This is a genomic window from Alkalicoccus luteus (assembly GCF_052061695.1).
GTDB classification, from domain to species: domain Bacteria; phylum Bacillota; class Bacilli; order Bacillales; family Salisediminibacteriaceae; genus Alkalicoccus; species Alkalicoccus luteus.
This window is the reverse complement of the sequence record NZ_JBPZEY010000001.1, coordinates 248,578-273,123: the sequence shown is the minus strand read 5'-3', so window position 1 is coordinate 273,123 and position 24,546 is coordinate 248,578. Positions and strand designations below refer to the sequence as shown.

Genomic DNA, 24,546 nt, shown 5'->3' with positions numbered 1-24,546 from the left:
TGTCTGCACCTCCATCAATTAGATCATATAACGGTTTTGAAAACGGACGCGGTCGAATTCGTGAACGGATTCGGTGCTTACACGGCTGCCTACTCGGGCCATTAAGCAGTTAGCTGGGTGAGAGGTGATTTCCGGATCGTCTGTGGCATACCACATTAAGCCGCCGGACTTCATCACTTTTTCCATGATATCGCGATAATCCCAGATAGAAAGACCGGTCCCGCGAAGGTCCCAGTGCCAGTAGTATTCTGTTGTAATGATAATGTAATCTTCAACGGCATCGTCCATCATGGATACTTTTAAAATTTCTTTTGCGAGGTTATGGCCCCGGTAATCCATGGATACTTCAATGGCACCGAGTTCGATCAGGTTATCAAATCGGTACTGTGACCACCGCTCCATTTCATCCGGATATAAATAGACGGCATAGCCGACGATTTTATTGTTTTCAATGGCAGCAACAATACGGCTCTCCTCGAGCTTCGATACATCAATCAATGCTTTTTTCTGCTGTTCGGGTTGGCGGAACGCTTTCAGTCCGTCATCGAATTCAGCCTGTTCAATTGTATCGGTGCTGAGTGGCCCGGCGATCTGAAACTGTCGGTTTTCTTTACCAGTATGCGTGATAGAGTGATATGTTTTCCGATGCTTCAAAGCCATCCCTACCTTCCCTCTTAATATGTCTAATATACCATAGTCTGCCACTCAAACCTACGGTAATACTGAAGGCGCTTTCAAAAAGGTTTGGTATGTATTTAACGAAAAACTCCTGCCGTATGCTCCGGCAGGAGTTCGCATCATGCTATTCGTTATTGTTTCCACTGTCATTTCCCGCCCCGTCATTATTTGCTGTATTTTCGTTATCTGCATTTGATTCTGCTTCGGCGTTATTATTGGAGTCAGCGCTGTTATTGCCACCACTGTTGTTTTCAGCGCTGTTATTCCCGCCATTGTTGCTTCCGGCTTCGTTGCTGCTCTCGTTGTTTCCGCCGGAATTGTTTGTGTCAGCTTCGTTGTTACCTGAGTCATCCGTTGTTTCTTCAGCGTTATTCCCGCCGCCGTTATTGTTTCCAGAGTTGTTTTCGTTGTTCGAGTTGGAGGGGGAGGAGGCCTCGTTGTTCGAGGCCTCCTCATTTGATTCATTATTCCCGCCATTCGAATTGTTGCTGTTATTGTCTCCGTTGTTGGAATTGTTGTTGTTACCATTGTTTGAATTGTTGTTGTTATTATTACCATTGTTTGCATTGCTGCCATTGTTATCTTCGTTATCATTGGCATTGCTGCTGTTGTCCGCATTGTTATCGCTGCTGTCATTCGTACTGGTATCGTTACTGCTGTCATCATTATTACTGCTGCTGTCACTGTCATTGCCATCGTCATTGCTGCTGCCGTTATCGTCTGATTCGTTGTCTGAATCATTGGAGCCGTTATTGTTATTGTCATCATTATCGTCGTCATCGTCATCGCTGCTCGTGGAGCCAATGGTGACGGTTGAACTCGAGGATGATTCACGGCCGGCAACATCGACTGCTGTGACATAATAGGCTCCGCTGCTGCCTGAATACTCAAAGTCTTCATCCCAGCGGACGCTCGTTACTTCAGAAAAGTCTCCGTCTTCATTAGAAGCGCGGTAGACACGATAGCCGACGACATCGCCTTCCTCATGCTCGTTCCACGTAACGGTATCGCCGCTGGTGCTGATCGATGGGGCACCAGGAGTTCGTCCATTATCCGGTGCTTCTTCATCGGTTGAGATAAGGTTGTCCCAGTCATCCGGAAGGTATTCAGACAGGTCTTCATCTCCAAGATCAAAGAAGTCATCCTGGATCGACACCCCTTGACGGGTGAATTCAGACGGTGTGCTGTCCAGCGCCAGGTACGTATCACCATTAACGCGGACGTAGTCAACACGTTCCAGGCTGTCGTCCGTTTCATCCGGAACAAATTCTTCATTGAAAAGGTCGGTAGTAACAAATCCTGCTTCTTCACAAAGGTCTGACGGCAGCATGCCTGTAATGCCGCAAATCGTTTCTTCCACGATGCCGTCCGGACGCTCAAAGTCTTCCTCCGGCGCCATCAGATCCGGGTCAACTTCATAGGCAGCGTTCGCCAGGTCTGCCCAGAGCATCTGTGTACGCGGGCCATAACCGATGCCGTTATGCTCCTGCACAACCCGGAACTGATCATCGTCATAGCCGATCCAGAGTCCCTGGGTGATGTGAGGGTTCAACCCGACAAACCAGGAGTCTCGCAGTGCCTGACTCGTTCCGGTTTTTCCGGAGAGATCGGAGTCGAAGTCGAGGTAGCCCGGCAAATTAGGAGCTGTACCGAGTCCGGATTCCATTACATCACGCATCACGTCAATCATCAGATAGGCAGTCTGCGGAGAGACAACCTCAATTTCTTCTTCTGTATCCTGTTCGAAGATCACGTTGCCTTCAGAATCTTCGATGGACGCAATCATATGCGCTTCCTTGCGTTTTCCTTCGTTTCCGAAAACCGAGTAGGCGCTTGTGTTGGCTTCCACGGTCATGCCCATCGTACCAAGCGGCGTTCCTTCGTACGGAAGGTTTTCATCATACATAAACCGCTCAAGACCGTAGTTAATCATCGCCTCACGGGCGAAGTCCTGGTCGACGCGGTGAAATTCGCGAACGGCAGGGACGTTTCGGGATCGGGACAATGCTTCCCGGGCGGTGATCATACCGCTGTGATCATTATCAAAGTTAGTCACTTCGCGGTCTTCTTCTGATTCGTATTCATACGGCGTGTCTGGTGTAATGAACCCTGGCTGTAGGTCGCCGGTTTCAAAACCGAGAGCATAGGTGAGTAGCGATTTCATCGTTGAACCAGTGTGGCGCAGGGCATTTCCTGTCGCGTGGTTGAACTGGCTCTGCTGAAAATCGCGTCCGCCGACGAAGCTGATGATCGCACCGGTACGGTTGTCGATCAGTACAGAACCGACTTCCTCCTGATAGGTCACTTCGACTTCTTCGCCTTCTTCATTTTCGACAATATCCGTACGGTCGGGTCCGAAGTTCTCATACTCGGATACTGCATCCTGCTGCGCATCGTATATTTCTTTATCAATCGTTGTATGAATCACATATCCGTCACGCTGGAGCGCTTCCCGTGCAGCTTCCCGATAATTGCTGCTTTGCAGCTGACGGTATTCTTCGTCCTCGATCTCTTCGAGTACGACATCATCTTCCTCAAGCAGATGTTCAAAGATCACTTGTTCAGCACGGTCGCGGACGGTGTCTACGATGAACGGGTATTCTTCATAGCTCGACGGCGTCGGGTCCGTTAAACTCTCCCGTATGTCATAGTTCTGCGCCTCTTCATATTCCTCATCCGTAATATAGCCGTGTCTGTGCATCCGGTTTAAAACGGTATTCATTCGATTCAGACCGGCGTCCATGTCCTCCTTCACTTCACCTGAGCCTAGAAAAGGAGTATAGGAGAACGGGCTTTGCGGCATTCCTGCAATGAACGCAGCCTGCGGAATGTTAAGCTCAGAAGAACTGACACCGAAAATACCCTGAGCAGCTGCTTCTGCACCGGCAACCTGGCGTCCGTTGGCATTTCTGCCGAACGGTACGATGTTTAAGTATGCTTCCAAAATTTCGTCCTTCTCCATAAACTGTTCGACCCGCATCGCAAGGAGAATTTCAGCAGCTTTCCGGTCATGCGTGACTTCACTCGAGAGCACCTGGTTTTTCACAAGCTGCTGGGTGAGTGTGCTTCCGCCTGTCTGGGTAGCGGCATTGGAAAAGTCCTGATATACTGCACGCATAAGTGCTTTCGGAACGATTCCGTCGTGCTCGTAAAAGTATTCGTCTTCGGTTGCAATCACCGCGTTAATAAGGTGATCGGATATGTTCTCCAGATCGACCTCGCGTCGTTCAAGCGGAGACGGCAGGTCGCCGAGATATTCCTCACCGGCAAAATAAACTTCTGTCGTTTCTTCATAATTAAATATATTAACTGAGAGTTCTTCTACATCACGTACTGGTTCATCCTGAACGAGAGAAGCAAAATAGCCTGCTCCTGCACCTCCGGCAAACGCTGCACCTGCCAACCCTAAGATAAAGAAAATAAGCAATAAATTCCAGAAAACGGCAGATGTAATACGTACGCCTTTCGTTACAGCAGCTGGTCCGCGGCTCCCGAAAAACCTGGTACGTGAAGAACGTTCTTCACTCACCTGAAACCCTCCTCGCGAAAACATTATCACTCCACATTATAGCATACGGCTGCCGAACGCAAATAGGAGGCAAGCCTTAATTACATACAGGAGTCTCTTGACTTGTTTTTTTGACTGTGCTATTAATAGGAAAGTCAACGTGAAGATTTCCACAAAGAAGAGATAAAGTAGCGGGAAGGAACGTCTGCTTCAGAGAGCCGGTGGTGCTGGGAACCGGTGCAGATCCATCCGGTGAATTACGGTCTTGGAGTGGCCTTTCAGAAATGAGAGGCGCTGTCCCGGCGTTATCAGGGAAGAGTGGGAGAGCTGCGCGCTCTTCAACATGGGTGGTACCGCGTTATTCTATACGTCCCTTGCTGATTTCGGCAGGGGGCTTTTTTGTGCGCGCCTAATAATGAAGGAGGAACGGTCAATGACACTACTGGAAGATTTACAGCATCGCGGACTTGTGAACCAGATGACGAATGAAGAAGGATTGAAGGAGCTGCTGGATAAGGAGCAGGTAAAGCTGTACTGCGGATTTGATCCGACGGGTGACAGTCTCCATATCGGGCACCTGCTGACGATTATCACACTGAGAAGGTTCCAGCTCGCTGGACACAAGCCATATCCGCTCGTTGGAGGAGCGACCGGTCTTATTGGAGATCCAAGCGGTAAAAGTGTGGAACGGACGTTAAACGAGCAGAGCGTTGTAGAGGAGTTCAGTGACAAAATTAAAGGTCAGCTGATGCGTTTTCTGGACTTTGAAGGCGATAACGCTGCGGAATTAATGAACAACTATGACTGGATCGGACAAATGAGCATCATCGATTTTCTTCGTGATACCGGTAAACACTTCGGCGTGAACTACATGCTTGCGAAGGAATCTGTTGAAACACGGATTCAGAGCGGTATCTCTTTTACCGAATTCACGTACCAGATTCTGCAGTCGCTTGATTTTTACCATCTTTATAAGGAACACGGCGTCAAGCTGCAGATCGGCGGAAGCGATCAGTGGGGGAACATCACTGCAGGTCTTGAGCTGATTCGCAGAATGTACGGCAGGGAAGAAGAAGAGCGTGAGGCAGTCTTTGGGTTTACGATTCCACTTGTCACGAAAGCGGACGGTAAGAAATTCGGTAAAACAGAGGGCGGAGCTATTTGGCTCGATGCCGATAAAACATCTCCGTATGAATTTTACCAGTTCCTGCTGAATACGGAGGATTCTGATGTCATTAAGTTTCTTCATTACTTCACTTTCTTAACCGCCGACGAAATCGATGAGCTGAAAAAAGAAGTGGAAGAGCGGCCGCATGAGCGGGCTGCCCAAAAACGTCTTGCAGAAGAGCTTACGACGTTTGTGCATGGTGCGGCAGCACTCAGCCAGGCACAGAACATTACACATGCTCTCTTCGGCGGCGGAAGCTTGAAGGAGCTTACGAAAGACGAGGTCCTTCAAGGCTTTAAGGATGTGCCGTCCGCTGATATTCAAGCGGAAAGCATGCCGCTCGTTGATCTTCTGATTGAAGCCGGTATTGCGCCATCGAAGCGTCAGGCGCGGGAAGATATTAAAAACGGGGCGATTTCGATTAACGGGGAACGCTGCCAGGATCTCGACAAAGTAGTCGAATCAGAAGAGAAGCTGGAAGACAGCTTTACGATCATCCGGCGCGGCAAGAAAAAGTTCTTTCTTATTAAATGGATGTAAACGAAAGAAGCCGTCTCTGCATCGAGACGGCTTCTTTCAGGGTTTTGAAAAAGTCTTTCAATTTACATGTGTATTCGTTTGGTTGTATTTCCCCTATGCTTACAGAGCCTGCCGCGGGCTTGCCTTCAGCTATATTCAGACTGCTTGTTGCGCCTCCGCCGGACACATCAAGAAAACGGCTCTGCTTGTTGGAGAATAACGTCACAACAGGAAGGTGCGACTGCTTTTTTACGTTTATCATGAATTCGATAAAGAACTGATTCCCCTGTTCAACATGGAAACGTCTCATCCGGAAGGTTCTATCCTGAATGGAAGCCGATCGTGCAGGCCCAACCAGGCACGTGAAACGCACTGCCAGCTGCCGACATCGAAGGACTTCGACTCCGAGAGGATCAGAACGAGGCGAAGATCCAGCGCTTCTGACGAAAGGAAGAAGCGGTTAGCTGAGCCCGTTCCCTCCGGAAAGCGAGGGTCCGCAGATACAGGCAGATGCCATCTTATTCACCTGAAATGACTATATCCACACTCTGAAAGAAGCCGTCTCGATGCAGAGAGGGCTTCTTTGCTTCAAAGAGAAGAGCTGTTTATTGTGGTCATTCGGAATCAGCCGTTAAAACACTCAAATCAGCTGAAGCTGTGACGCGAAACGATAAAAAAGACCCGGACGCAGTGGTCCGGGTCGAGATGTTGAGGCTATTAACGGGAATACCACTCAACGATCAGCTGTTCATTGATTTCTGCAGGAAGCTCAGAACGCTCCGGCAGACGAGTGAACGTACCTTCGCGCTTGTCTTCATCAAACTCAAGGTAAGATGGAACGAAGTCGTTTACTTCCAACGCATCCTTTACTGCATCCAGGTTCATGGAACGCTCACGAAGAGAGATCTTCTGACCAGGTGCTACGCGGTAGGATGGGATATCGACACGCTGGCCATCAACAGTCACGTGACCGTGGTTGACGAGCTGACGTGCTGCACGGCGAGTACGTGCAAGGCCTAAGCGGTAAACAAGGTTGTCCAGGCGGGATTCAAGAAGAATCATGAAGTTCTCACCGTGGATTCCTTCACGCTTGCCGGCAATTTCAAAGAGCTTGTGGAACTGACGCTCGTTCATGCCGTACATGTGGCGCAGCTTCTGCTTCTCCTGAAGCTGAAGTCCGTATTCTGTTACTTTTCTACGGGAATTCGGGCCGTGCTGGCCTGGTCCGTATGGGCGCTTTTGAAGCTCTTTTCCTGTGCCGCTCAGAGAGATTCCGAGACGACGGGAAAGCTTCCAGCTTGGTCCTGTGTATCGAGCCATAAATAGCTCCTCCTTTTTATTGAAAAGAATTCGTGAAATAAACAGGTCGTAATCTCGAGTCCCAGACATTTCATTTTAGGTATCTTCGCCTCGACAGCTAGAGGTTACACAATACCCCTCGACGTTCCGCGGGAATGAAATGAACTGAAAGCCGTTTACGCAGGCTGTCTTATTTGCACAACGTACAGTGTATAATGAAGCTTCCGTTGTGTCAATAGTTTACTGCGGATAATTAGGAGTATCCTAAAAGAGCTCTGCGCTTTTCACCAGCAGACAGAGGCGTACGTCTCAGAATCAGCCAGGGCCGGGTTCTTCGATGATGGTGCTGGCTGCAAACAAAAAAGACCCGGCTGTGCCGGATCCTTTGCCTAATTGCCAGCTGCCTGAAGAAGCGTGACACCGCGTTTATCTGACAGGGAGCGCTCTTACTATTTCCTACAAATGCTTTTCCAGAACGGCTGCGAAGGCTTCAATGCCCTGCTGATCTGTTTCAGTAAAACGGGCTTTAGAAGGACTGTCAATATCGAGCACGCCGAAAATCTCTCCGTCCTTAAATAATGGAACAACAATTTCGGAGTTGGAAGCAGCGTCACATGCGATGTGGCCGGGAAAAGCGTGAACATCTTCGATCCGCTGCGTTTTCTGCTCACTGACTGCCGTGCCGCAAACCCCTTTGCCGTAGGCGATGTGCACACACGCCGGGAGTCCCTGGAATGGTCCAAGAATTAATTCGTCGTTTTTCCAAAGGTAAAAGCCGACCCAGTTGACATCATTCAGGAACTGATTGAGTAGAGCAGAGGCATTACTCAGATTCGCGGTAACATCCGTCTCCCCCTCAAGGAGTGCATCCAGCTGACGGGACAGCATCGAATACTGCTCTTCAAGAGTGCCGGAAGTGGTAACAGCTTCAAACATGGGTCATCATCCTTTTTAGATAAAGTATATGACGAGCATTATAGCACAGCCTCATCAGAGGTGGAAAGGGCTCTGCTCGGTAAAAAATGCGTCTACAGCAGCGCGGGATGCACCGACTTGACTGCTTTTATGCGCATCAGAGCCGTAAACGAGCCGGACGCCCTTTGCGAGAGCGTGTTTGAGTGCTTCTTCAGGCGGGTAGTGCTCTTCGCATAGAGGCTTATAAAGACCGGCCGTATTAACATCAAGCGCCAGCTCTTTTTCTGCCGCTGTATCGATGACTGCCTGAATCCAGGGGCTGTCGTCAAAGCTTCGCGGAAACTGTTTCTGGAATTTACGTACGAGCGTAATATGACCCAGCCGATCCGGCTTCCACTTTCCTAAATCAGCAGAGGCGGAAGCAAGAACCGTTTTATAATACAGCTGATACACTTCTTCCAGTGAGCCGCAGACTTTGATCAGCTCTGCAAATGTATCCTCATGGTAATCCATACAGACGTAGCCAGAGTCTGTGCGCAAGAAATGCACCGACAAAATCGCATCATCCAGGGATGGTCCAGCCTGATCGAGGAAGCGTTTCGTTTCGTTCTCCCAGCCGTCGATATAATCGACTTCAAGCCCTGTCCGTATGATCAGATGCCCGGCATACTCCTGTTTCATTTTTTGGCATGCTTCGAAGTAACGAGACAGATCAGCGGCCTTCATACTGCTGTCCTGATGCGGAACCGGGTCAACAAAGCCGTCAGGGAGCGGCGCATGTTCGGTGAAGGTAATTTCATGAAGTCCCGCCCGGAGAGCGGCTTCTGCATAGTCGTTCATCGTATCCGCAGATCCGTGCGGGCAAAAAGGAGTGTGTATATGAGCGTCGTGTTTAATGTGCAAGCAGGAACATCCTCTCATTAAATAGCATGCAGCTGCGGACAGCTGTTCGCATTGAAGCAACTTTCCGTGTAAAAAGGATAAAAAAGGGAGATTAATTGAAAGAAATTATGGAATAAGTTATTCCAAACCTTGTCTGTCATGATAAGATAGGAAAAGAAAGCTTTTCAATTCATTTATTATAGCACGACTATATACATATTTACCGCTGTCCAGGACGTTTTTAAAGCAGCAGGCTGGCGAAGGAGGGTTCTGATGAGCTATGTAATTTATGCAGTAATTGCCCTGCTCCTTGCAGGTATTATTTATGGGGCACTGGCACGCAGGAACATTTTCAAAGACGTGGACCGGCTAGGCGGACGGAAAGTGGAGCTGATGAACCGGCCCGTAACCGAAGAGCTGTCTAAGATGAAAGGACTGAAACTCTCCGGGGAGACCGAAGAGCGGTTCAATGAATGGCGGCGCGAATGGGACGAGATTGTAACCGTTCAGCTTCCAGACATTGAAGAAAAGCTTTTTGACATCGAAGAAGCAGCTAACCGGTACCGCTTCGGCAGAGCCCGTCAGCTGATAGGCGTGGTGGAAGAGGCGCTTTCCGCGATTGAAGCACATATTAACGATCTGATTCATGAAGTGCACGAGCTTGTACATAGTGAAGAACAGAACCGGCATGATATTCAACGTGTAGAAGAGTACTATCAGGAAACGAAAAAGAAGCTTTGGGTCCATCGGGGCTCGCTTGGCACTGCCGCTGAACGGATTGACAGCGAGCTTGAGGCAGCCCACGGGAACTTCTCCGTGTTCCATGTGCAGACGGAAGAGGGCAACTATTTTCAGGCTAGAGAAACACTCCAGGGTGTCCGGGAAGCACTGGACCGCATCAATAAACTGATCGATGAGCTGCCAGCGCTGCAGCTGAAAGTAAAACGTGACGTTCCCGCTCAGCTGCGCGAGCTTGGGGACGGCATAGCAGAAATGAAGGAGCAGGGCTATCCGGTTGAACTGCTGGATCTGGAGCCGCTTCAAAAAGATCTGGAAGCAAAGTGTGCCAATGCAGAAGAAGCACTGGAGGAGCTCGATGTCGCCAGTTCATCGCTGCTGTTGGATGAAGTGGAGCAGGATCTTCAGCATATTTACGGCAAACTGGAAGAAGAAGCCGTTGCGCGCCAGGATGCAGAAACCGCGTTGCCGGAAACAGCGGCAAAGCTCGAGCAGGCAGGTCAGCTGATTGAAGCGATGAAAGAAGAGCTGGAAACTGTCAGGCTCAGCTATCAGCTGTCGGAAAAGGAAGAAGCAGAGCTTGCCGCAAGTGAAAAGAAGTGGAAAGAGCTTGTCTCCGCTTTTCGCGTACTCGAAGCTTCAAAAGAAGAGCGCAATCAGTCTTTTTCTGCTATTCAAGTCAGGCTGAAGGAGCTTGATGCCGATATTGCTGAAGTGGAAGCAGCGCTGGAAGATATGAAGGTAAACCTTGGGCATCTTCGCGAGGATGAGCTGAAGGCAGTCGAAACGGTTGCGGAAAAGAGGCGCTACCTTCGGGGAATTAAACGCCGGGTCGACCGCTGCTCCCTGCCAAGAGTGCCGGATCTGACAAAGAATCAGCTGCTGGAAGCGGAGAAACAGCTTTCGCAGGCAGAAGCCCAGCTGGAAGAGGCGCCGCTTGTCATGGAGGACGTGCGCCGTGCGGTGTCAGAGGCAGCTTCTGAAATTGATAAAGCTGCGGCGATGGTTGATAAAATGGTTGCAGATGGGGAGCTTGCTGAGCGGGTAATTCAATATGGCAACCGTTACCGCACGAAGCATGACGAGGTTCAAATTCTGCTGCTTCAAGCAGAAGACCGGTTTCGCCAGGGCCATTATGAGGAAGCAGTTGAGCTTTCGGTAAAAGGCGTCGAAAAAGTCGACAAGCAGGTACTGGACAAAGTAAATGGCACGTCGACAGAATGGAACAGTAAAGCAGGCAACGCCTGACTGCAGAGCCAGACAGCGGGGGAGATCCCGTTGTCTGGCTTTGAAATTGTCTCTTATTCTCGGACAGCTTATACGTATTTCCAGCTGCTAATTTCATACAAAACGTTCACTGTAGTTGAATTTGTGCCGATAAGGGGTATAATAGTACCAATATCATGTGAGGCGGAAGGACTGAAGCAGCGTGAAGAAGGAATGGTTGATAATCGGTGGTACTGGGGCAGTCTGTGCGGCGGTCTGGGGCGTGCTATTGATGACCGTATTTGAACCAAGCGGATCCGATCAGGCTGAAACAGCTCTTTCAGAGGAAGAACAGGAATTGGTAGACTTTTATGCGCAGCAGCCGGATGATGAACCAGCTGCAGCAGCAGAACCAGATCCAGATCCAGCTGATGAGCCGCCTGCAGCAGTTGAAGAAGAAAGCGAAGATTTAGAAAAGACAGAGCTCGAAGACGTACCGGAGCAGCTGATTGAGAAGATTAAGGATCAAGGGCTTGAAGTTGAGGACATCCGTGAAGCCGCGCCTGATCAGCGAATGTCAATCGATGACCTGCTTGCTTTCCTCGAGGAATTAGAAGCAATAGACGAGTAGTCAAGTGCACCGGCATCCCTTCACCGAAGCGTCGAATTCGAAAACGAGGCGAAGATCCGGTGGACACCACGAAGGAAGCCGATCCCGTTCCCTCCGGAAAGCAAATGTCCGCAGACAGCAGTCATTCATAAAACGTTATCAACATGCTGGAAACGAGCCCAACGGCTCGTTTTTTTGCTTGGAAGGAGAATGGGAAGCCTGCTGCTTATTCATCGAAATACCAGCGGGCATGTGTCTGACGCCTGGCTCGCTGGGTAAAAAGTGGGGCTGGAAAAGCGGGTCTATGTATGATAGGATTTTCCGGTGAATAAACGCACGGGGGGGCATCAGCAATCATGATTTATTTGGATAACAGCGCCACGACTATGCCGCACGAAGAAGTAGTTGAGACGTTCACGCGAGCGTCCACCAGCTACTTTGGCAACCCATCTTCGCTTCATAAGCTCGGCGGACACGCAGCAGCTCTGCTTGAGAAAGCACGTGCCAAAGCAGGGGAATTTCTGGAGGCAAAACAACAGCACGTCGTCTTTACATCCGGTGCGACGGAATCAAATAACCTGGCCGTGCAGGGGACGGCATATGCAAGACAAAGCAGAGGCAAGCATCTCGTCATTTCCTCGCTGGAGCATCCGTCCATTTTAGAATCAGCAGCTTACCTGGAACGGCAGGGCTTTGAGGTGACGCGTGTTCCTCCTCATACGAATGGAGAAGTAACCGTCTCATCTATAGAGAAGGCGCTTCGGAAGGATACCATTCTCGTCAGTTTGATGCATGTCAATAATGAAACAGGTGCGATCATGCCGATTGAGGCAGTCGGACGAATGCTGAAGCAATATCCAACTGTTCATTTTCATGTCGATGCTGTTCAGGCAATCGGAAAGATTCCAGTGTCATTTCAACAGAGCGGGGCAGACTCTCTGTCACTCTCGGCGCATAAAATACACGGCTTAAAAGGTACAGGATTATTGCTTTACCGTGATACAAGGCACATCATGCCGCTCTTGTTCGGAGGAGGACAGGAAGCTGGTGCACGAGCAGGGACGGAGAATCCAGCTGGAGCAGCAGCCGCTGTAAAAGCACTTCGCCTCGCCGTGGAAAACCAGGTGGAACACGCTGCTCATATGCGGGAGCTGAACGTGCAGCTCGAAGCATTTTTTGCTTCACGACCGGAAGTAGTCATCAACTCACCTGCGGAACGGGCACCGCATATATTAAACGTTTCCTGTCCGGGAAGGATGGCAGAAACGATCGTTCACGCGCTTGAAGAAAAGGATATCTATATTTCTACGACAAGCGCTTGCTCGTCAAAAACATCGAACGAAAGCAGCGTCCTTAAAGAGATGGGAGCCGATCAGGCTGTAGCAGAAAGTGCAGTGCGGATTTCGCTGTCCGGACTGACTACTGCAGCTGAGGTCCATTCTTTCATTGAGGCCTGGGAGCAGACTGTCCCTCAAGTGGCGGCAGCGAAAGGAGCAGGAACATGAATGAAGATGCGATACTGATCCGCTATGCGGAGCTTGCGATAAAAGGGCGTAACCGGAAAAAATTCGAACGGCGCCTGGAAAAAACCATTCAACAGCTGCTGCAGCACCGTTTTCCGCAAGCAGCAACATCAAGAACGTTTGGGAGGCTTTATGTGGAGCTGAACGGAGAGGATGGAGCAAAGGTACTGGAAGCCCTGCGCCACGTTTTCGGCATTTCCTCTGTCAGTCCCGTCGTTCGAACGGCCAACATCGAAGCCGATATAAAAAAGGGAGCGGCAGCCGCGATTTCATCCGCTGTTAACCAGGGGAAACGTACGTTTAAGGTGTCATGCCGGCGAATTGATAAAAAATTCCCAACCGGTTCTCAGGAAATGAACCAGGTGATCGGCAAGTATGTGCTGCAGCAATTTTCTGAGCTGGCCGTAGACGTGCACCATCCGGATGTGGAGCTGTTCGTGGAAATTCGCCAGGAAGGGACGTCAATCACTGGGAAAAAATACAAGGGAGCAGGCGGACTGCCGACTGGAACCGGCGGTCGTGCCCTTTTGCTTCTGTCGGGTGGAATAGACAGTCCGGTTGCTGGTTTTGAAGCGATGAAGCGGGGAGTAACGCTTGAAGCTATCCATTTTCACAGTCCGCCATACACAAGCCCTCAGGCTAAGCAGAAGGTGGAGGACCTTGCAGCTGTCCTTTCTGAGTATGGGGGACCGGTGAAGCTGCACGTGGTCCCATTTACAGAAGCACAGCTGGCGATACATCAGCAGGTGCCGGATAATGTAGAGATCACCGTGATGAGGCGCTTTATGCTGCGAATGGCGGAACAGCTGGCGAATGCTGAGGACATCAAGGCGCTGATCAGCGGGGAAAGCCTTGGTCAAGTGGCAAGCCAAACGTTAGACAGCATGTATGCGATCAATCAGGTGACGTCGATGCCGGTTCTCAGGCCGCTGATCACACAAGATAAACTGGAGATCACTGAAAAAGCCCGGGAGGTCGGCACATACGATATATCGATTCGTCCTTTTGAGGACTGCTGCACGATTTTTCTTCCGGCTGATCCGAAGACGAAACCAAACGCTGAGAAAGTAGCCTACTATGAAAGTTTTCTCGCAATCGATGATATCGTAGCGGATGCAGTTGAACGAACCGAGGTCCGGACGATTGACGGCAGAACAAAGCAGGATAAAGAACTGGAGGACCTTTTTTAAGGTCCGCTGCGGCAGGCAGAATCTTTGAGAAGGGATTCTGCTTTTTTTGATAGGGAGCGCTGGCTCTGCCAAAGCATGCCAGTCGTCTGTCCGCCTGCCGGGCAGAACGGTTTTGGATAACCTGCAGCGGCGTTGGTCGCCGTGTAAGGAAACTGGAGGTGTATACCGTTGTTCTGTGTGCAAATAGGAGGCTACTGCTTGCAGGAGATGGCTCGATAACGCCATAATAGAAAGGTAAAGGAGGAAAGCGGAAATGGGGACACTTTGGTTTGGAGGAACAGTTGTACCGATGACAGAAGAAGAGCGAAGGGAGGAGGCTGTTTTCACGGAAAACGGCATCGTTGCAGCGATCGGTTCAGAAAAAGCGCTGCGCTCGGAATTTGGGGCATCGATTCATAAAGAAGTCGACCTTCGCGGAGGCGCTTTGTACCCGGGCTTTATCGACAGCCATCTGCATATGATCGGCCACGGGGAAAAGCTGCTGAAGCTGGACGTATCGTCAGTTACAAGCCTGGATCAGCTGAAAAAACTGCTCGAGCAGCAGGCTGCGGCAGTACCTGATGGCGAGTGGGTGCTCGCAGAAGGCTTTAACGAAAACTTATATGAAAACCGGACGGTTCCGGACAGGTTGTTTTTGGACGAAATATCAGCGACGAAACCGATCATGATTACACGAGTGTGCAGGCATGCGATGGCGGTAAATTCTGCTGCTCTTGAGCTTGCCGGTGTTTCAAAAGAAACGCAGTCACCGGCAGGAGGAAGGATCGAACGCTGGGACGATGGAGAGCCGACTGGTTATTTACACGACCAGGCACAGGAATTGATTAAGCCTTATTTACCTAAGATCGACCGGAATTATGTGAAGCGCGCCCTGGAAACGGCGCTTGCTGATCTGTATCAGCATGGCTTTACCGGTGGACATACGGAGGATCTGTTTTATTACAACAAGCCGGAAGAAACGGCTTCTGTCTTTCGGGAGGTAATTGGACCCCATCGAAAATTCCGGACCAATTTACTGGTACACCATGAAGCTGTCGATGTGCTGGATTCATTTCCCGAATCGGAATTTCTGCAGCCGGGATCGATAAAATTGTTTGCTGACGGGGCACTCGGTGGGCGGACCGCGCTCTTAAAAGCTCCTTATTCCGATGCGGACACATCAGGAGTGGCGATACATACTCAGCAGCAGCTGGAAGCGATCGTGAAAAAGGCACGGACGCTGCAAATGCCGGTAGCCGTGCATACAATCGGAGATGAGGCGCTGGAGATGGCAGTGACAGCAATTGAGAACGATCCGCCTCCGGCAGGGAAACGAGACCGCTTGATTCATTTGCAGGTAACGACACCCGAGCTTCGCAGCCGGCTGAGAAATCTGCAAGTGGCGCTCGATATTCAGCCGCGCTTTACGGCCTCTGATTTTCCATGGGTAATGGACCGACTGGGGGAAGACAGGCTCCCTCATTCATTTGCATGGAAAACGCTGCTCGAGGACGGATTGATCTGTGCGGGTGGCTCGGATGCCCCGATCGAACCGGTCGATCCGCTGCTTGGTATTCATGCCGCGGTTACGCGCCGGCGCCACGATGAAGCTCATGAGGGATGGCTTCCTGATCAAAAGCTCACGCTCTTTGAGGCGCTGCGCCTGTTTACGTCAGGGAGTGCGGCGGCCGTTTCCGAAGAACATAAAGCGGGGATGGTAAAGCCAGGCTACCGAGCTGACTTTACCGTCTTGAGCAGGGATCTTTCATTACTGGAGCCTGATGAGTGGCTGCACGTCAAAACGGTGATGACAGTAGTGGATGATACGATTGTCTATCACCGCAATCCGGAATGTGCAGAACAGCAGTAACCCCGCATCTGCTGAGCAGCGCGGGGCATCTGGTTAAAGAAAGCTTCGTTTGACTTTATGGTAAAAGAGATTGTCTTTCATTCGAAGCGTTTTGACGATCCGGTTTGACACTTTTACGTGAAGCTCGTGGCTGTGCCGGATTCCCATTGCTTCATTATCGATTCCGACGATTGGATGATCATTGCCGTCCTGTACTATTTTCAGCGTAAGCTCCCGTTCCTTTCCCATCACAAGCGGCGAACCGAGCGTGCGGTACCTGTTGTTGTTCACGGACGCCATTTCTGTCAGCTGCATGGACGGGAGCTTCGGGTCGACGATTGCGCCCCCGAGGGACTTGTTATAGGCCGTGCTTCCTGTTGGCGTGGAAACGAGGAGGCCATCTCCGCGGAAGGTTTCAAAGTAAAGGCCGTCCACGTAAACATCGATGACAAATGTTTTAATAATGTTGGAGCGGATGGATAATTCGTTAAGGCAGTGAAACTTTTGTCCGTCGTCAGTCGTAACTTCCAGTGTCGGATAGCGCAGCACCTCCACCATGTCAGACTGCATCGCGAGTTCTACCCGGTCCGGATCGTGGATGCTGAAGTCGGTATAAAAACCGAACTCTCCGTCGTTGATGCCGATATAGAGGGCGTCTTCCCGGAAGCCTGTTTTTTGAAGCGCCTGCAGAAACGTTCCGTCGCCGCCGAAGCTCGCAATGATGTTGGCATCTTTCGGGTGGTCGACAAGCTTGAATCCGTATTTTCGTCCAAGTTCCCGGAACTCAAGTATTTTTTGTTCAATTTCTTCTGTTTTTTTGGAAAACAGATAGACATTTTTACGGTCAGTCATAGCATAAGCACCCTTTCTGATTCCAGTCATGATACGTACATGTTTATTCTACCAAAACAGACAGAACCGCGCAGTAAGGAAGAAAAACAATGAAAGAGGAGGAGTACATAATGAATGCAAAACGTTGGATTGCCCTTGTGGCAGTATTAGCTATTATTGCCGTATCGGGAGCGGTCAGCCTCGTCACCTCACCGGCAGATACAGATGATTTTGCCGGCGGATTCCCTGGATTCGCTGATGAACCGGTACAGGAGCGGCTGGTGGAGCAGGGGACCGATGACGGGAAAATTGCGGTTATCCGTCTTGAAGGAATTATTCAGGCTGGAGGCGACGCTCTCTTTGGCGGAGGGTACAACCATCAGCTGTTACTCGATCAGCTGGACCACGCAGCTCGCGACGCATCGGTGGACGGTATCGTTCTGCGAGTAGATACGCCGGGCGGAGGCGTTGTGGAAAGCGATGAAATACATGACAAAATTGTCGAAGTTCGTGATGAGTATGCCAAGGACATTTACGTGTCGATGGGCGGTCAGGCAGCAAGCGGCGGGTATTACGTTTCTGCTCCTGCCGATCGGATTTACGCAAACGGCCAGACGATTACCGGCTCACTTGGAGTCATTATGCAGTCGATCAACTTTGCGGAGCTTGCAGACGAGCTCGGGATCAGTGATCAGACGATCAAAAGCGGAGAATTCAAAGATATCATGTCAGCGACTCGTGAAATGACAGATGAGGATGAGGAAATTCTGCAGTCAATTGTAGATGACGCTTACGAGCAGTTTCTTGATGTTATTGAAGGCGGACGTGATTTGAGCCGCTCAGAAGTAGAGGAATTAGCAGACGGCCGAATTTTCACCGGAAACCAGGCAGTGGAAAATGGCCTAATTGATGATCTCGGAAATCTCGAAGACGTGATTGAGGATATGAAAGAAGACCTCGGCCGTGATACAGATGTGGTTGAATATGAACAAGGTTTTGGATTCGGGTCCTTTTTTGGCCTTACGATGGATTCATTGTTTGAACAGCGTCAGCTGAATCAGCTGACAGAATGGCTCCATCAAAATCAGGGCGGCAGACTCCTGTATCTTTATACGAACTGAGGTGAGCAAGATGAATGAACACACAGAAGCAACAGAAACAGTGCAGGCAGAAGAACCACACGCCGTCCCTTACGCTCCTGCTGCAGAATACATGCAGGCCGGTTTCTGGATTCGTCTCTGGGCGTATACGGTCGACATTCTCGTCACGTTCTCTGCAAGCGCAGCTGTAACTGGACTGTATTTTGCAGTTACAGGAACCGACGTAACTATTCTCACGTTCAGTGTGAGCGGCATCTTATCCGGACTGGTGACCTTTTTGTATTTCATCCTGCTCACGAAATATACGGGACGGACGCTCGGCAAACAGCTTTTCGGCCTGCGCGTCGTTTCCTTCCGACATGAAGAGATGTCATGGATGGATGTGCTGTTCCGCGAATTTGTCGGGCGGTTTTTACACCGGTTTTTGATTGTAACAAATGCTTTGTATCTCGTTGTTGCGTTTCACCCGAAGAAGCGTGGGATCCACGATTTTCTTGGTGATACGGTAGTTGTTATGGAGAAGCGTGCTACTGTAACGGTACCAGAACGCAGGGAAGAGAGACCGCAGCAATTGGAAAGTTCCCCAGGCGTATGATACAGTAAATTCGTAAACGAATGAATGAGAGGATGGATACCGATGGGAATTACGTTCAAAGAAAAACCAGTTACCCTCAGCGGAGCACAGCCACAGACAGGGGAGAAAGCCCCTTCCTTTACCGTGCTCGGAACGGATTTATCGGAGGTGACGTTCGAAGCCGGAACGAAAACGCTCATCAGTGTTGTTCCGTCAATTGATACGAGCACATGTGATAAGCAGACGCGCACCTTCAATGAAGAAGCAGCTGCAGTGGAGAACGCTGAAATTTGGACGATCAGTGCAGACTTGCCTTTTGCCCAGCGCCGCTGGTGTGCAAACGCCGGACTTGAGGGTGCTCACATTTATTCAGACCACAAAACGCTCGATTTCGGTACAGCTTACGGTCTCGTGATCGAAGAGCTCCGCCTATTGTCGAGAGCGGTATTTGTTGTAGACAGCTCTGGAACGATTGTGTACAGCGAAATTGTTGGAGAAGTGAGCGGACACCCGGAGTACGACAAAGCAATCGAAGCATTGAAGCAAGCCGATTAAGGCATGAAGCCAGATGAAACAGGATACGGAAAGAACGGAGCTGACCGGCAGATGCCGGGTCAGCTCCGTTCTGTTACGCCGCATGCTGTTGAACTTTGAAAGCTGCTGTATAACAGCAGCATCGTGAAAGAAGGCGTTTTAGGTGAGATGGATTCAGCCATACTTATATATGATTTACACGCCGGTGATTGCGCTGTACCTGCTTGTCGTCTTTACCGGAAATCCGCTGCTGGAATGGATGCTGGCACCGGCTGCAGTCGTGCTGCTCGTACTCTCGTATCCGGGAGCGCCTCGTTTGTTTAAAATATTAGGAGCGGGCTTTATGGGGGCTGGTGCGGTTTTTCACTGGTATGCAGGAGGCTCGCTTGTGGAAGTCCCGTTTTTGTTAACAGACAACTACGGGCTGCTGGCGCTGCTGCTCATGCTGCCGTGGATGAAAAGCGTCGTCGAAAGCGGCAAATTTGACCGGAAAATAGCAGAGCTGCTGCGGGTCAACGCGGACAGTCTCGGGAGTCTTTACCCACGCAGCTTGTTTACCTCCGTCATTCTGACTGCCTTTTTAAACCTGTCCGCAGCCCCCATATCACAAGGTGTTTTGCGTCGGAATTTAGCGTCACTGCCAGTGCGGCTTCGTAATACGTTTATCAGCCGGGCGACTTTGCGGGGGAATTCACTCGCATTGATCTGGAGTCCGCTGGAGGTGCTCATTGCCCTCACTATTTTCATCACCGGCACTGCGTATCTGGAGCTTCTCCCGTGGCTGCTGCTGATCGCGCTACTCATGTTCTGCGGGGATGCTCTCTGGAACTACGTACGCTACAGGAATGAACCGCTTGATCAAGAGGGCATGGTGTCGCTTGACTGGAGCGGGTGGAAGCGGCTCGCAGGCAGCATGATTCATTTATTTGCTGCGCTGAGTATTTTTCTTGCCGCGGTCATTATTATGGGAAACGTAACTGGATTTGATTTTATTCTGACTGTTACGCTCCTCATTTTTCCATTCGCTTTTTGCTGGTCGCTTGTACTGCGGCGGCGCCGGCGCTTCTTGCGTATCGGCTGGCAAACGTGGAAAGAGAAAACAAATACGATGCAGCACTTTTTTGTATTGTTTCTGACCCTCTCATTTTTTGCGGCGGCTCTGGAGCAGACTGGACTGCTGGAGCTGCTGGAAGCCCCGGTGATGTATGTGCAGGATTATCCGATTCTCGTGTTCATGCTGATCCAGATAACTTTTGTATTTCTCAGCCTGTTCGGGGTGCATCCAATTGCGACAATCGGCATTCTCAGTTCTCTTAGTCCGCTGCTCATGAGCGTGATCAGCCCGCTCAGTCTGTCGATTATTTTGATCACAAGTTCGATTGCTACACTGACGGTAAACACGTACGGCCTGTTTGTACAAATTACATCTGCCAACCTCAGTGAGAACCCATACCGGATCTCGCTGCACAATCTCGTATTCGCAGGTGCCTTTTTCATCGTCAGCATATTCGTCGCCTATTTGGTGCTGTAAATGAGGTTTTAGTTTTCCGGATTTGCCATATCTGCTAAGGTGGATGACTGGGTACGACTTTATGAAAGAAGGGATGGACCAATGAAGGAGTCTACAAAAACAGAGCAGTATTTTCAAGTGCTCGATCAAGGTACGGAAAAGATCCGCGCAAAAGAGGATAATCTATATATAGAAGCGCTCGGTACGATGGGAGAAGCACTGTTTCAACGCAATTTTGCATTAGCCGGGGAGGACCTGCGCGCAGAGCTGGAACAAGCTGCTGCTTCGCTTCCATCTCAGATGCATCGGGAAGAAGTCAGAAGAGCTATTCAGCTGGCGGTTTTAAAAGGGATGAAGGAAGCCGTCCAGCCACACCATGCGATGACGCCGGATGCGGTGGCGTTGTTCATGGGGTACCTGACCAACCTGCTGCTGCAAAAGGAAGAAGGCAAGCCAGTGCTGCTTGATCCTGCAGCAGGCAGCGGAAATTTGATGACAGCCGTTTTGAATCAGCTGCCCATGGACGCTCATTTCGTTGCAGCTGAACCAGATGAAACGCTGCTGAAACTGGCATTTATGAATGCAAACCTGCAGGAGCATGAGGTCGATCTTTTCCATCAGGACAGCGTCGCCTCCCCTTTGCTCGATCATGCGGATGCAGTCGTATGTGATCTGCCAGCAGGATACTATCCCGATGATGAGACAGCGTCCGGCTTCCTCGTTAAAGCAGAGGAGGAAAAAACGTATGTGCACCATTTGCTGATAGAGCGGTCTATTCGGCACGTGAAAGAGGGCGGCTTCCTTGTGCTGCTCGTGCCAAATCAGCTGTTTCACTCCAATCAGGCAGCACAGCTTCAGGAGATGATCCGGAAGAGCGCGCACATTTATGCGGTGCTGCAGCTGCCGGAAACAATGTTTAAGACACGTGGTTCCGGGAAAAGTATGTTGATCCTGCGTAAAAAAAAGGATGGCATTGTGCCTCCGTCGCAGGCGCTGCTTGCAGAGATGCCTTCGTTTACAAAAGAAGCGGCTTTGGCAGATATGATGAAACGGATCTCTGGATGGATAGAGGATAACGTCCACGAATGACTGTATCAATTCAGAATCGGCATGGTGTAGTATAGTTTTCTTTTTAGTGAAGAAAACCCTTTCATTGCAACGTTTTTGAAATGTTATTGTGTTACAATTCTGTTTTTATTTTTAGTTAGCACAGAGGTTGCATTCTGCTCTGCACAGTGTTTTAATTATGGTTGACAAACAATCGTATACACGATGAAGGAGCGATGAACAGATGTCGAAAATCATGGCGATCAACGCCGGCAGCTCATCACTGAAGTTTCAGCTGCTGACGATGCCTGAAGAGACGGTCGTAACTAAGGGCCTTGTGGAACGGATTGGAATGGATGACGCTGTATTTGCAATAGAGGTAGATGGCGAAAAGAGAAAGGAAACGACGTCCATCCCGGATCATGCAGAGGCGGTGAGACTGCTGCTTGATAAGCTGACACGCTACCGGATTATCTCATCTCTGGATGAAATTGAAGGAATCGGCCACCGTGTCGTGCACGGCGGAGAGAAGTTCAACGATTCCGTCTTTATTACGGATGAGGTTATTCAGGGGATTGAGGATGTGTCAGAGCTCGCGCCGCTTCATAATCCGGCCAACCTGACTGGTATTCGGGCTTTTCGGGAGGTGCTTCCAAACGTACCAGCTGTAGCGGTATTTGACACAGCCTTCCACCAGACGATGCCGGAAGAGTCTTATTTGTACAGCCTTCCGTATGAATATTATGAGAAATACGGCATTCGGAAATACGGTTTTCACGGAACGTCGCACAAATATGTCTCGGAGCGTGCCTCTGAAATGCTTGGCCGTCCTGTCGAAAATCTGCGCCTCATTTCCTGCCACTTGGGCAACGGTGCGTCCATTGCAGCGATTGACGGCGGTAAATCGATTGACACTTCCATGGGCTTTACCCCGCTTGCAGGTGTCACGATGGGGACGCGTTCCGGAAACATTGACCCGGCTCTGATCCCGTACATTATGGAAAAGGCAGATCTAAGTGCTGAAGAAGTAATGAACGTACTGAACAAGCGCAGCGGTATGCTCGCATTGTCCGGCTTTTCCAGCGACCTGCGCGATATTGAACTTCAGGCTTCCGATGGCAATGAACGGGCGAAGCTGGCGCTGGATGTGTTTACATCACGAATTCATAAATATATCGGTTCCTACGCGGCTCGTATGCATGGTCTTGATGCCGTTATTTTCACGGCAGGAATCGGGGAAAACAGTGATGTGATCCGCTCCCAGGTGCTCAAAGGCCTCGAATTTATGGGGATATACTGGGATCCTGCACTGAACAAGACGCGGGGCGAAGAGGCGTTTATCAACTATCCGCATTCTCCAGTAAAAGTGCTCGTCATTCCAACGAATGAAGAAGTAATGATTGCACGCGATACGCTGCGACTCGCTCATTAATAAGATAACAAGGCCGTCCCTTCCGAGGGGCGGCTCTATTTATGCTGTAAACATGGACTCGCCAGGCAGGTGTTGCTCCGCTTATCGAGATGGCCGTGAGCTTCTAAGCAGGAGAAGAGCACGGCTTTGCGCGTGCGTGCCGTTCAGCATGGAAACAAAAAGATGACAAATGTCATATGAACAGACTGACAGCTATGCCTACCTGATGGAGTTGTATGGATGTAAACTAAACGTATTGAACAACCATCAGGAGGAATGATTATGAGCCGGCAACAGTTAGCAGAACTTAAAAAGAGCGTCGCACCATTCGCAGCATCGGATACAAAAAAGAGCATCTGGCAGATGGTCAATTCGATCGTGCCACTCGTTCTTCTTTGGTACGGAGCCTACATGAGCCTTTCCGTTTCTTACTGGCTGACCCTGCCATTAGTCATCGTCGCAGCAGGCTTTGTCGTACGGACGTTTATCATTTTCCACGATTGTACCCACGGTTCCTTTTTTAAGAGCGCAAAGGCGAATAAGGCAGTCGGATTTTTAACAGGTGTGATCACACACTTTGCTTTTGATAAATGGAAACGAAGCCATACGATTCACCATGCAACGAGCGGAAATCTGGACAAGCGCGGCACAGGAGATATATGGATTATGACGGTGGAGGAATATGCGGCTGCCGGATTCTGGCAGCGAATGTCCTACCGGCTTTACCGGAATCCGATCGTTATGTTCGGACTCGGGCCCATTTTTCTCTTTCTGATTGACAACCGGTTTAACCGCCGCGGAGCTAAAACGAAAGAGCGTTTAAATACACACCTGATAACAGCTACGATCGCAGTCGTGTACGGTCTTTTGATCTGGGCTGTAGGCCTGCAGGCATTCCTGCTTGTTCAGCTGCCGATCCTCTTCATTTCCGGAGCTCTCGGTATTTGGCTGTTTTACGTCCAGCATCAGTTTGAGGATTCCTATTTCGAGAATGAATCAGAGTGGGATTTTGTCAAAGCGGCAGTCGACGGCAGCTCTTACTATCAGCTGCCGAAAGTGGTACAATGGCTGACCGGCAACATCGGCTACCATCACGTCCATCATCTCAGCCCGAAGGTTCCAAACTATCGGCTTGAGCAGACACATGAAAACACAAAGCCTTTGCAAAAGGTGACCACGATTACGCTCTGGACGAGTTTAAAAGCCGTCAACTTTCGGCTGTACGATGAGAAGAACAAACGGTTTACCGGCTACCAAGCAGCCAGAAAAATCAGAGCTGTACCGGCCAAGCCGACTTCTCCTGTTAAGACACGAAAGGGAGCATAACCAATTGAGAAGCCGTCTCTCCGCTTTGGAGGGCGGCTTCTTCTTAAAATTGCGGTTCACAGGTCCGGCGGCTCCCTGCAGGACCTGCTTTTTGATACAATAGAGGAAGATCCGGCTGCATGCTGTACAGCCGGGTACTGACGTGTCAT

General features: G+C 50.1%; 19 protein-coding genes and 1 other annotated feature. Of the genes, 13 read left to right on the top strand and 6 right to left on the bottom strand.

Annotation, left to right across the window (positions count from 1 at the left end; genetic code table 11):
• Nucleotides 1–18: 18 nt before the first annotated feature.
• Together ACSZLD_RS01370 and ACSZLD_RS01365 are read right to left on the bottom strand one after the other, a co-directional pair.
• Complete coding sequence (locus tag ACSZLD_RS01370) at nucleotides 19–654, bottom strand: GNAT family N-acetyltransferase (RefSeq protein WP_444684108.1); 636 nt, start codon at nucleotides 652–654, stop codon at nucleotides 19–21.
• Nucleotides 655–802: 148 nt separating this feature from the next.
• Nucleotides 803–4,207: a transglycosylase domain-containing protein gene (locus tag ACSZLD_RS01365; protein WP_444684022.1), complete on the bottom strand. Its 3,405-nt coding sequence runs from the start codon at nucleotides 4,205–4,207 to the stop codon at nucleotides 803–805.
• A 145-nt stretch (nucleotides 4,208–4,352) separates the two neighbouring features.
• Nucleotides 4,353–4,564: a binding site (T-box leader), on the top strand.
• Nucleotides 4,565–4,619: 55 nt separating this feature from the next.
• Between ACSZLD_RS01365 and tyrS the strand changes: the two genes are divergently transcribed.
• Nucleotides 4,620–5,894, top strand: a complete 1,275-nt coding sequence (gene tyrS, locus ACSZLD_RS01360) for a tyrosine--tRNA ligase (protein WP_377910159.1) — start codon at nucleotides 4,620–4,622, stop codon at nucleotides 5,892–5,894.
• 696 nt (nucleotides 5,895–6,590) lie between these two features.
• On the opposite strand, the gene rpsD is transcribed toward tyrS, so the two are convergent.
• The 3 genes from rpsD to hisJ form a co-directional block, all read right to left on the bottom strand.
• Complete coding sequence (rpsD, locus tag ACSZLD_RS01355) at nucleotides 6,591–7,193, bottom strand: 30S ribosomal protein S4 (RefSeq protein ID WP_377910158.1); 603 nt, start codon at nucleotides 7,191–7,193, stop codon at nucleotides 6,591–6,593.
• A 435-nt stretch (nucleotides 7,194–7,628) separates the two neighbouring features.
• The gene (gene msrC, locus ACSZLD_RS01350; RefSeq protein WP_377910157.1) at nucleotides 7,629–8,108 is read right to left on the bottom strand and encodes a free L-methionine (R)-S-oxide reductase MsrC; all 480 of its coding nucleotides are present in this window, start codon (nucleotides 8,106–8,108) and stop codon (nucleotides 7,629–7,631) included.
• Nucleotides 8,109–8,162: 54 nt separating this feature from the next.
• On the bottom strand, nucleotides 8,163–8,990 hold the full coding sequence (gene hisJ / locus ACSZLD_RS01345) for a histidinol-phosphatase HisJ (RefSeq protein ID WP_377910156.1): 828 nt from the start codon (nucleotides 8,988–8,990) through the stop codon (nucleotides 8,163–8,165).
• Between the two features lie 252 nt (nucleotides 8,991–9,242).
• Between hisJ and ACSZLD_RS01340 the strand changes: the two genes are divergently transcribed.
• The 5 genes from ACSZLD_RS01340 to ACSZLD_RS01320 all read left to right on the top strand — a co-directional run bounded on the left by ACSZLD_RS01340 (nucleotide 9,243) and on the right by ACSZLD_RS01320 (nucleotide 16,085).
• The gene (locus tag ACSZLD_RS01340) at nucleotides 9,243–10,955 is read left to right on the top strand and encodes a septation ring formation regulator EzrA (protein WP_377910155.1); all 1,713 of its coding nucleotides are present in this window, start codon (nucleotides 9,243–9,245) and stop codon (nucleotides 10,953–10,955) included.
• 181 nt (nucleotides 10,956–11,136) lie between these two features.
• A complete protein-coding gene (locus tag ACSZLD_RS01335; RefSeq protein WP_444684021.1) occupies nucleotides 11,137–11,544 on the top strand; it encodes a hypothetical protein in 408 nt (135 codons plus the stop codon).
• 335 nt (nucleotides 11,545–11,879) lie between these two features.
• Nucleotides 11,880–13,028 (top strand): cysteine desulfurase family protein, encoded by a 1,149-nt coding sequence (locus tag ACSZLD_RS01330; RefSeq protein ID WP_444684020.1) that lies wholly within the window; start codon nucleotides 11,880–11,882, stop codon nucleotides 13,026–13,028.
• Entirely contained in the window at nucleotides 13,025–14,236 is a 1,212-nt protein-coding gene (thiI, locus tag ACSZLD_RS01325; protein WP_444684019.1) for a tRNA uracil 4-sulfurtransferase ThiI, read from the top strand. Before ACSZLD_RS01330 ends, thiI begins: the two co-directional genes overlap by 4 nt.
• A 253-nt stretch (nucleotides 14,237–14,489) precedes the next feature.
• Complete coding sequence (locus ACSZLD_RS01320) at nucleotides 14,490–16,085, top strand: amidohydrolase (protein WP_377910151.1); 1,596 nt, start codon at nucleotides 14,490–14,492, stop codon at nucleotides 16,083–16,085.
• Between the two features lie 33 nt (nucleotides 16,086–16,118).
• Here ACSZLD_RS01320 and ACSZLD_RS01315 read toward each other — a convergent pair whose 3' ends face one another.
• On the bottom strand, nucleotides 16,119–16,916 hold the full coding sequence (locus tag ACSZLD_RS01315) for an NAD kinase (protein WP_377910150.1): 798 nt from the start codon (nucleotides 16,914–16,916) through the stop codon (nucleotides 16,119–16,121).
• A gap of 110 nt (nucleotides 16,917–17,026) precedes the next feature.
• On the opposite strand from ACSZLD_RS01315, the gene sppA reads away from it, so the two are divergent.
• The 7 genes from sppA to desA all read left to right on the top strand — a co-directional run bounded on the left by sppA (nucleotide 17,027) and on the right by desA (nucleotide 24,397).
• A complete protein-coding gene (sppA, locus tag ACSZLD_RS01310) occupies nucleotides 17,027–18,016 on the top strand; it encodes a signal peptide peptidase SppA (protein WP_377910149.1) in 990 nt (329 codons plus the stop codon).
• A gap of 10 nt (nucleotides 18,017–18,026) precedes the next feature.
• Nucleotides 18,027–18,590 (top strand): RDD family protein, encoded by a 564-nt coding sequence (locus ACSZLD_RS01305; RefSeq protein WP_444684018.1) that lies wholly within the window; start codon nucleotides 18,027–18,029, stop codon nucleotides 18,588–18,590.
• A 42-nt stretch (nucleotides 18,591–18,632) separates the two neighbouring features.
• Nucleotides 18,633–19,124 (top strand): thiol peroxidase, encoded by a 492-nt coding sequence (gene tpx, locus ACSZLD_RS01300; RefSeq protein ID WP_377910147.1) that lies wholly within the window; start codon nucleotides 18,633–18,635, stop codon nucleotides 19,122–19,124.
• Nucleotides 19,125–19,266: 142 nt separating this feature from the next.
• A complete protein-coding gene (locus ACSZLD_RS01295; RefSeq protein ID WP_444684017.1) occupies nucleotides 19,267–20,634 on the top strand; it encodes a hypothetical protein in 1,368 nt (455 codons plus the stop codon).
• Between the two features lie 81 nt (nucleotides 20,635–20,715).
• A complete protein-coding gene (locus ACSZLD_RS01290; protein ID WP_444684016.1) occupies nucleotides 20,716–21,702 on the top strand; it encodes a class I SAM-dependent methyltransferase in 987 nt (328 codons plus the stop codon).
• Nucleotides 21,703–21,904: 202 nt separating this feature from the next.
• Entirely contained in the window at nucleotides 21,905–23,092 is a 1,188-nt protein-coding gene (locus tag ACSZLD_RS01285; RefSeq protein WP_377910144.1) for an acetate kinase, read from the top strand.
• A 261-nt stretch (nucleotides 23,093–23,353) separates the two neighbouring features.
• Entirely contained in the window at nucleotides 23,354–24,397 is a 1,044-nt protein-coding gene (desA, locus tag ACSZLD_RS01280; protein ID WP_377910143.1) for a Delta(5) desaturase DesA, read from the top strand.
• The last annotated feature ends 149 nt before the right edge of the window (nucleotides 24,398–24,546 follow it).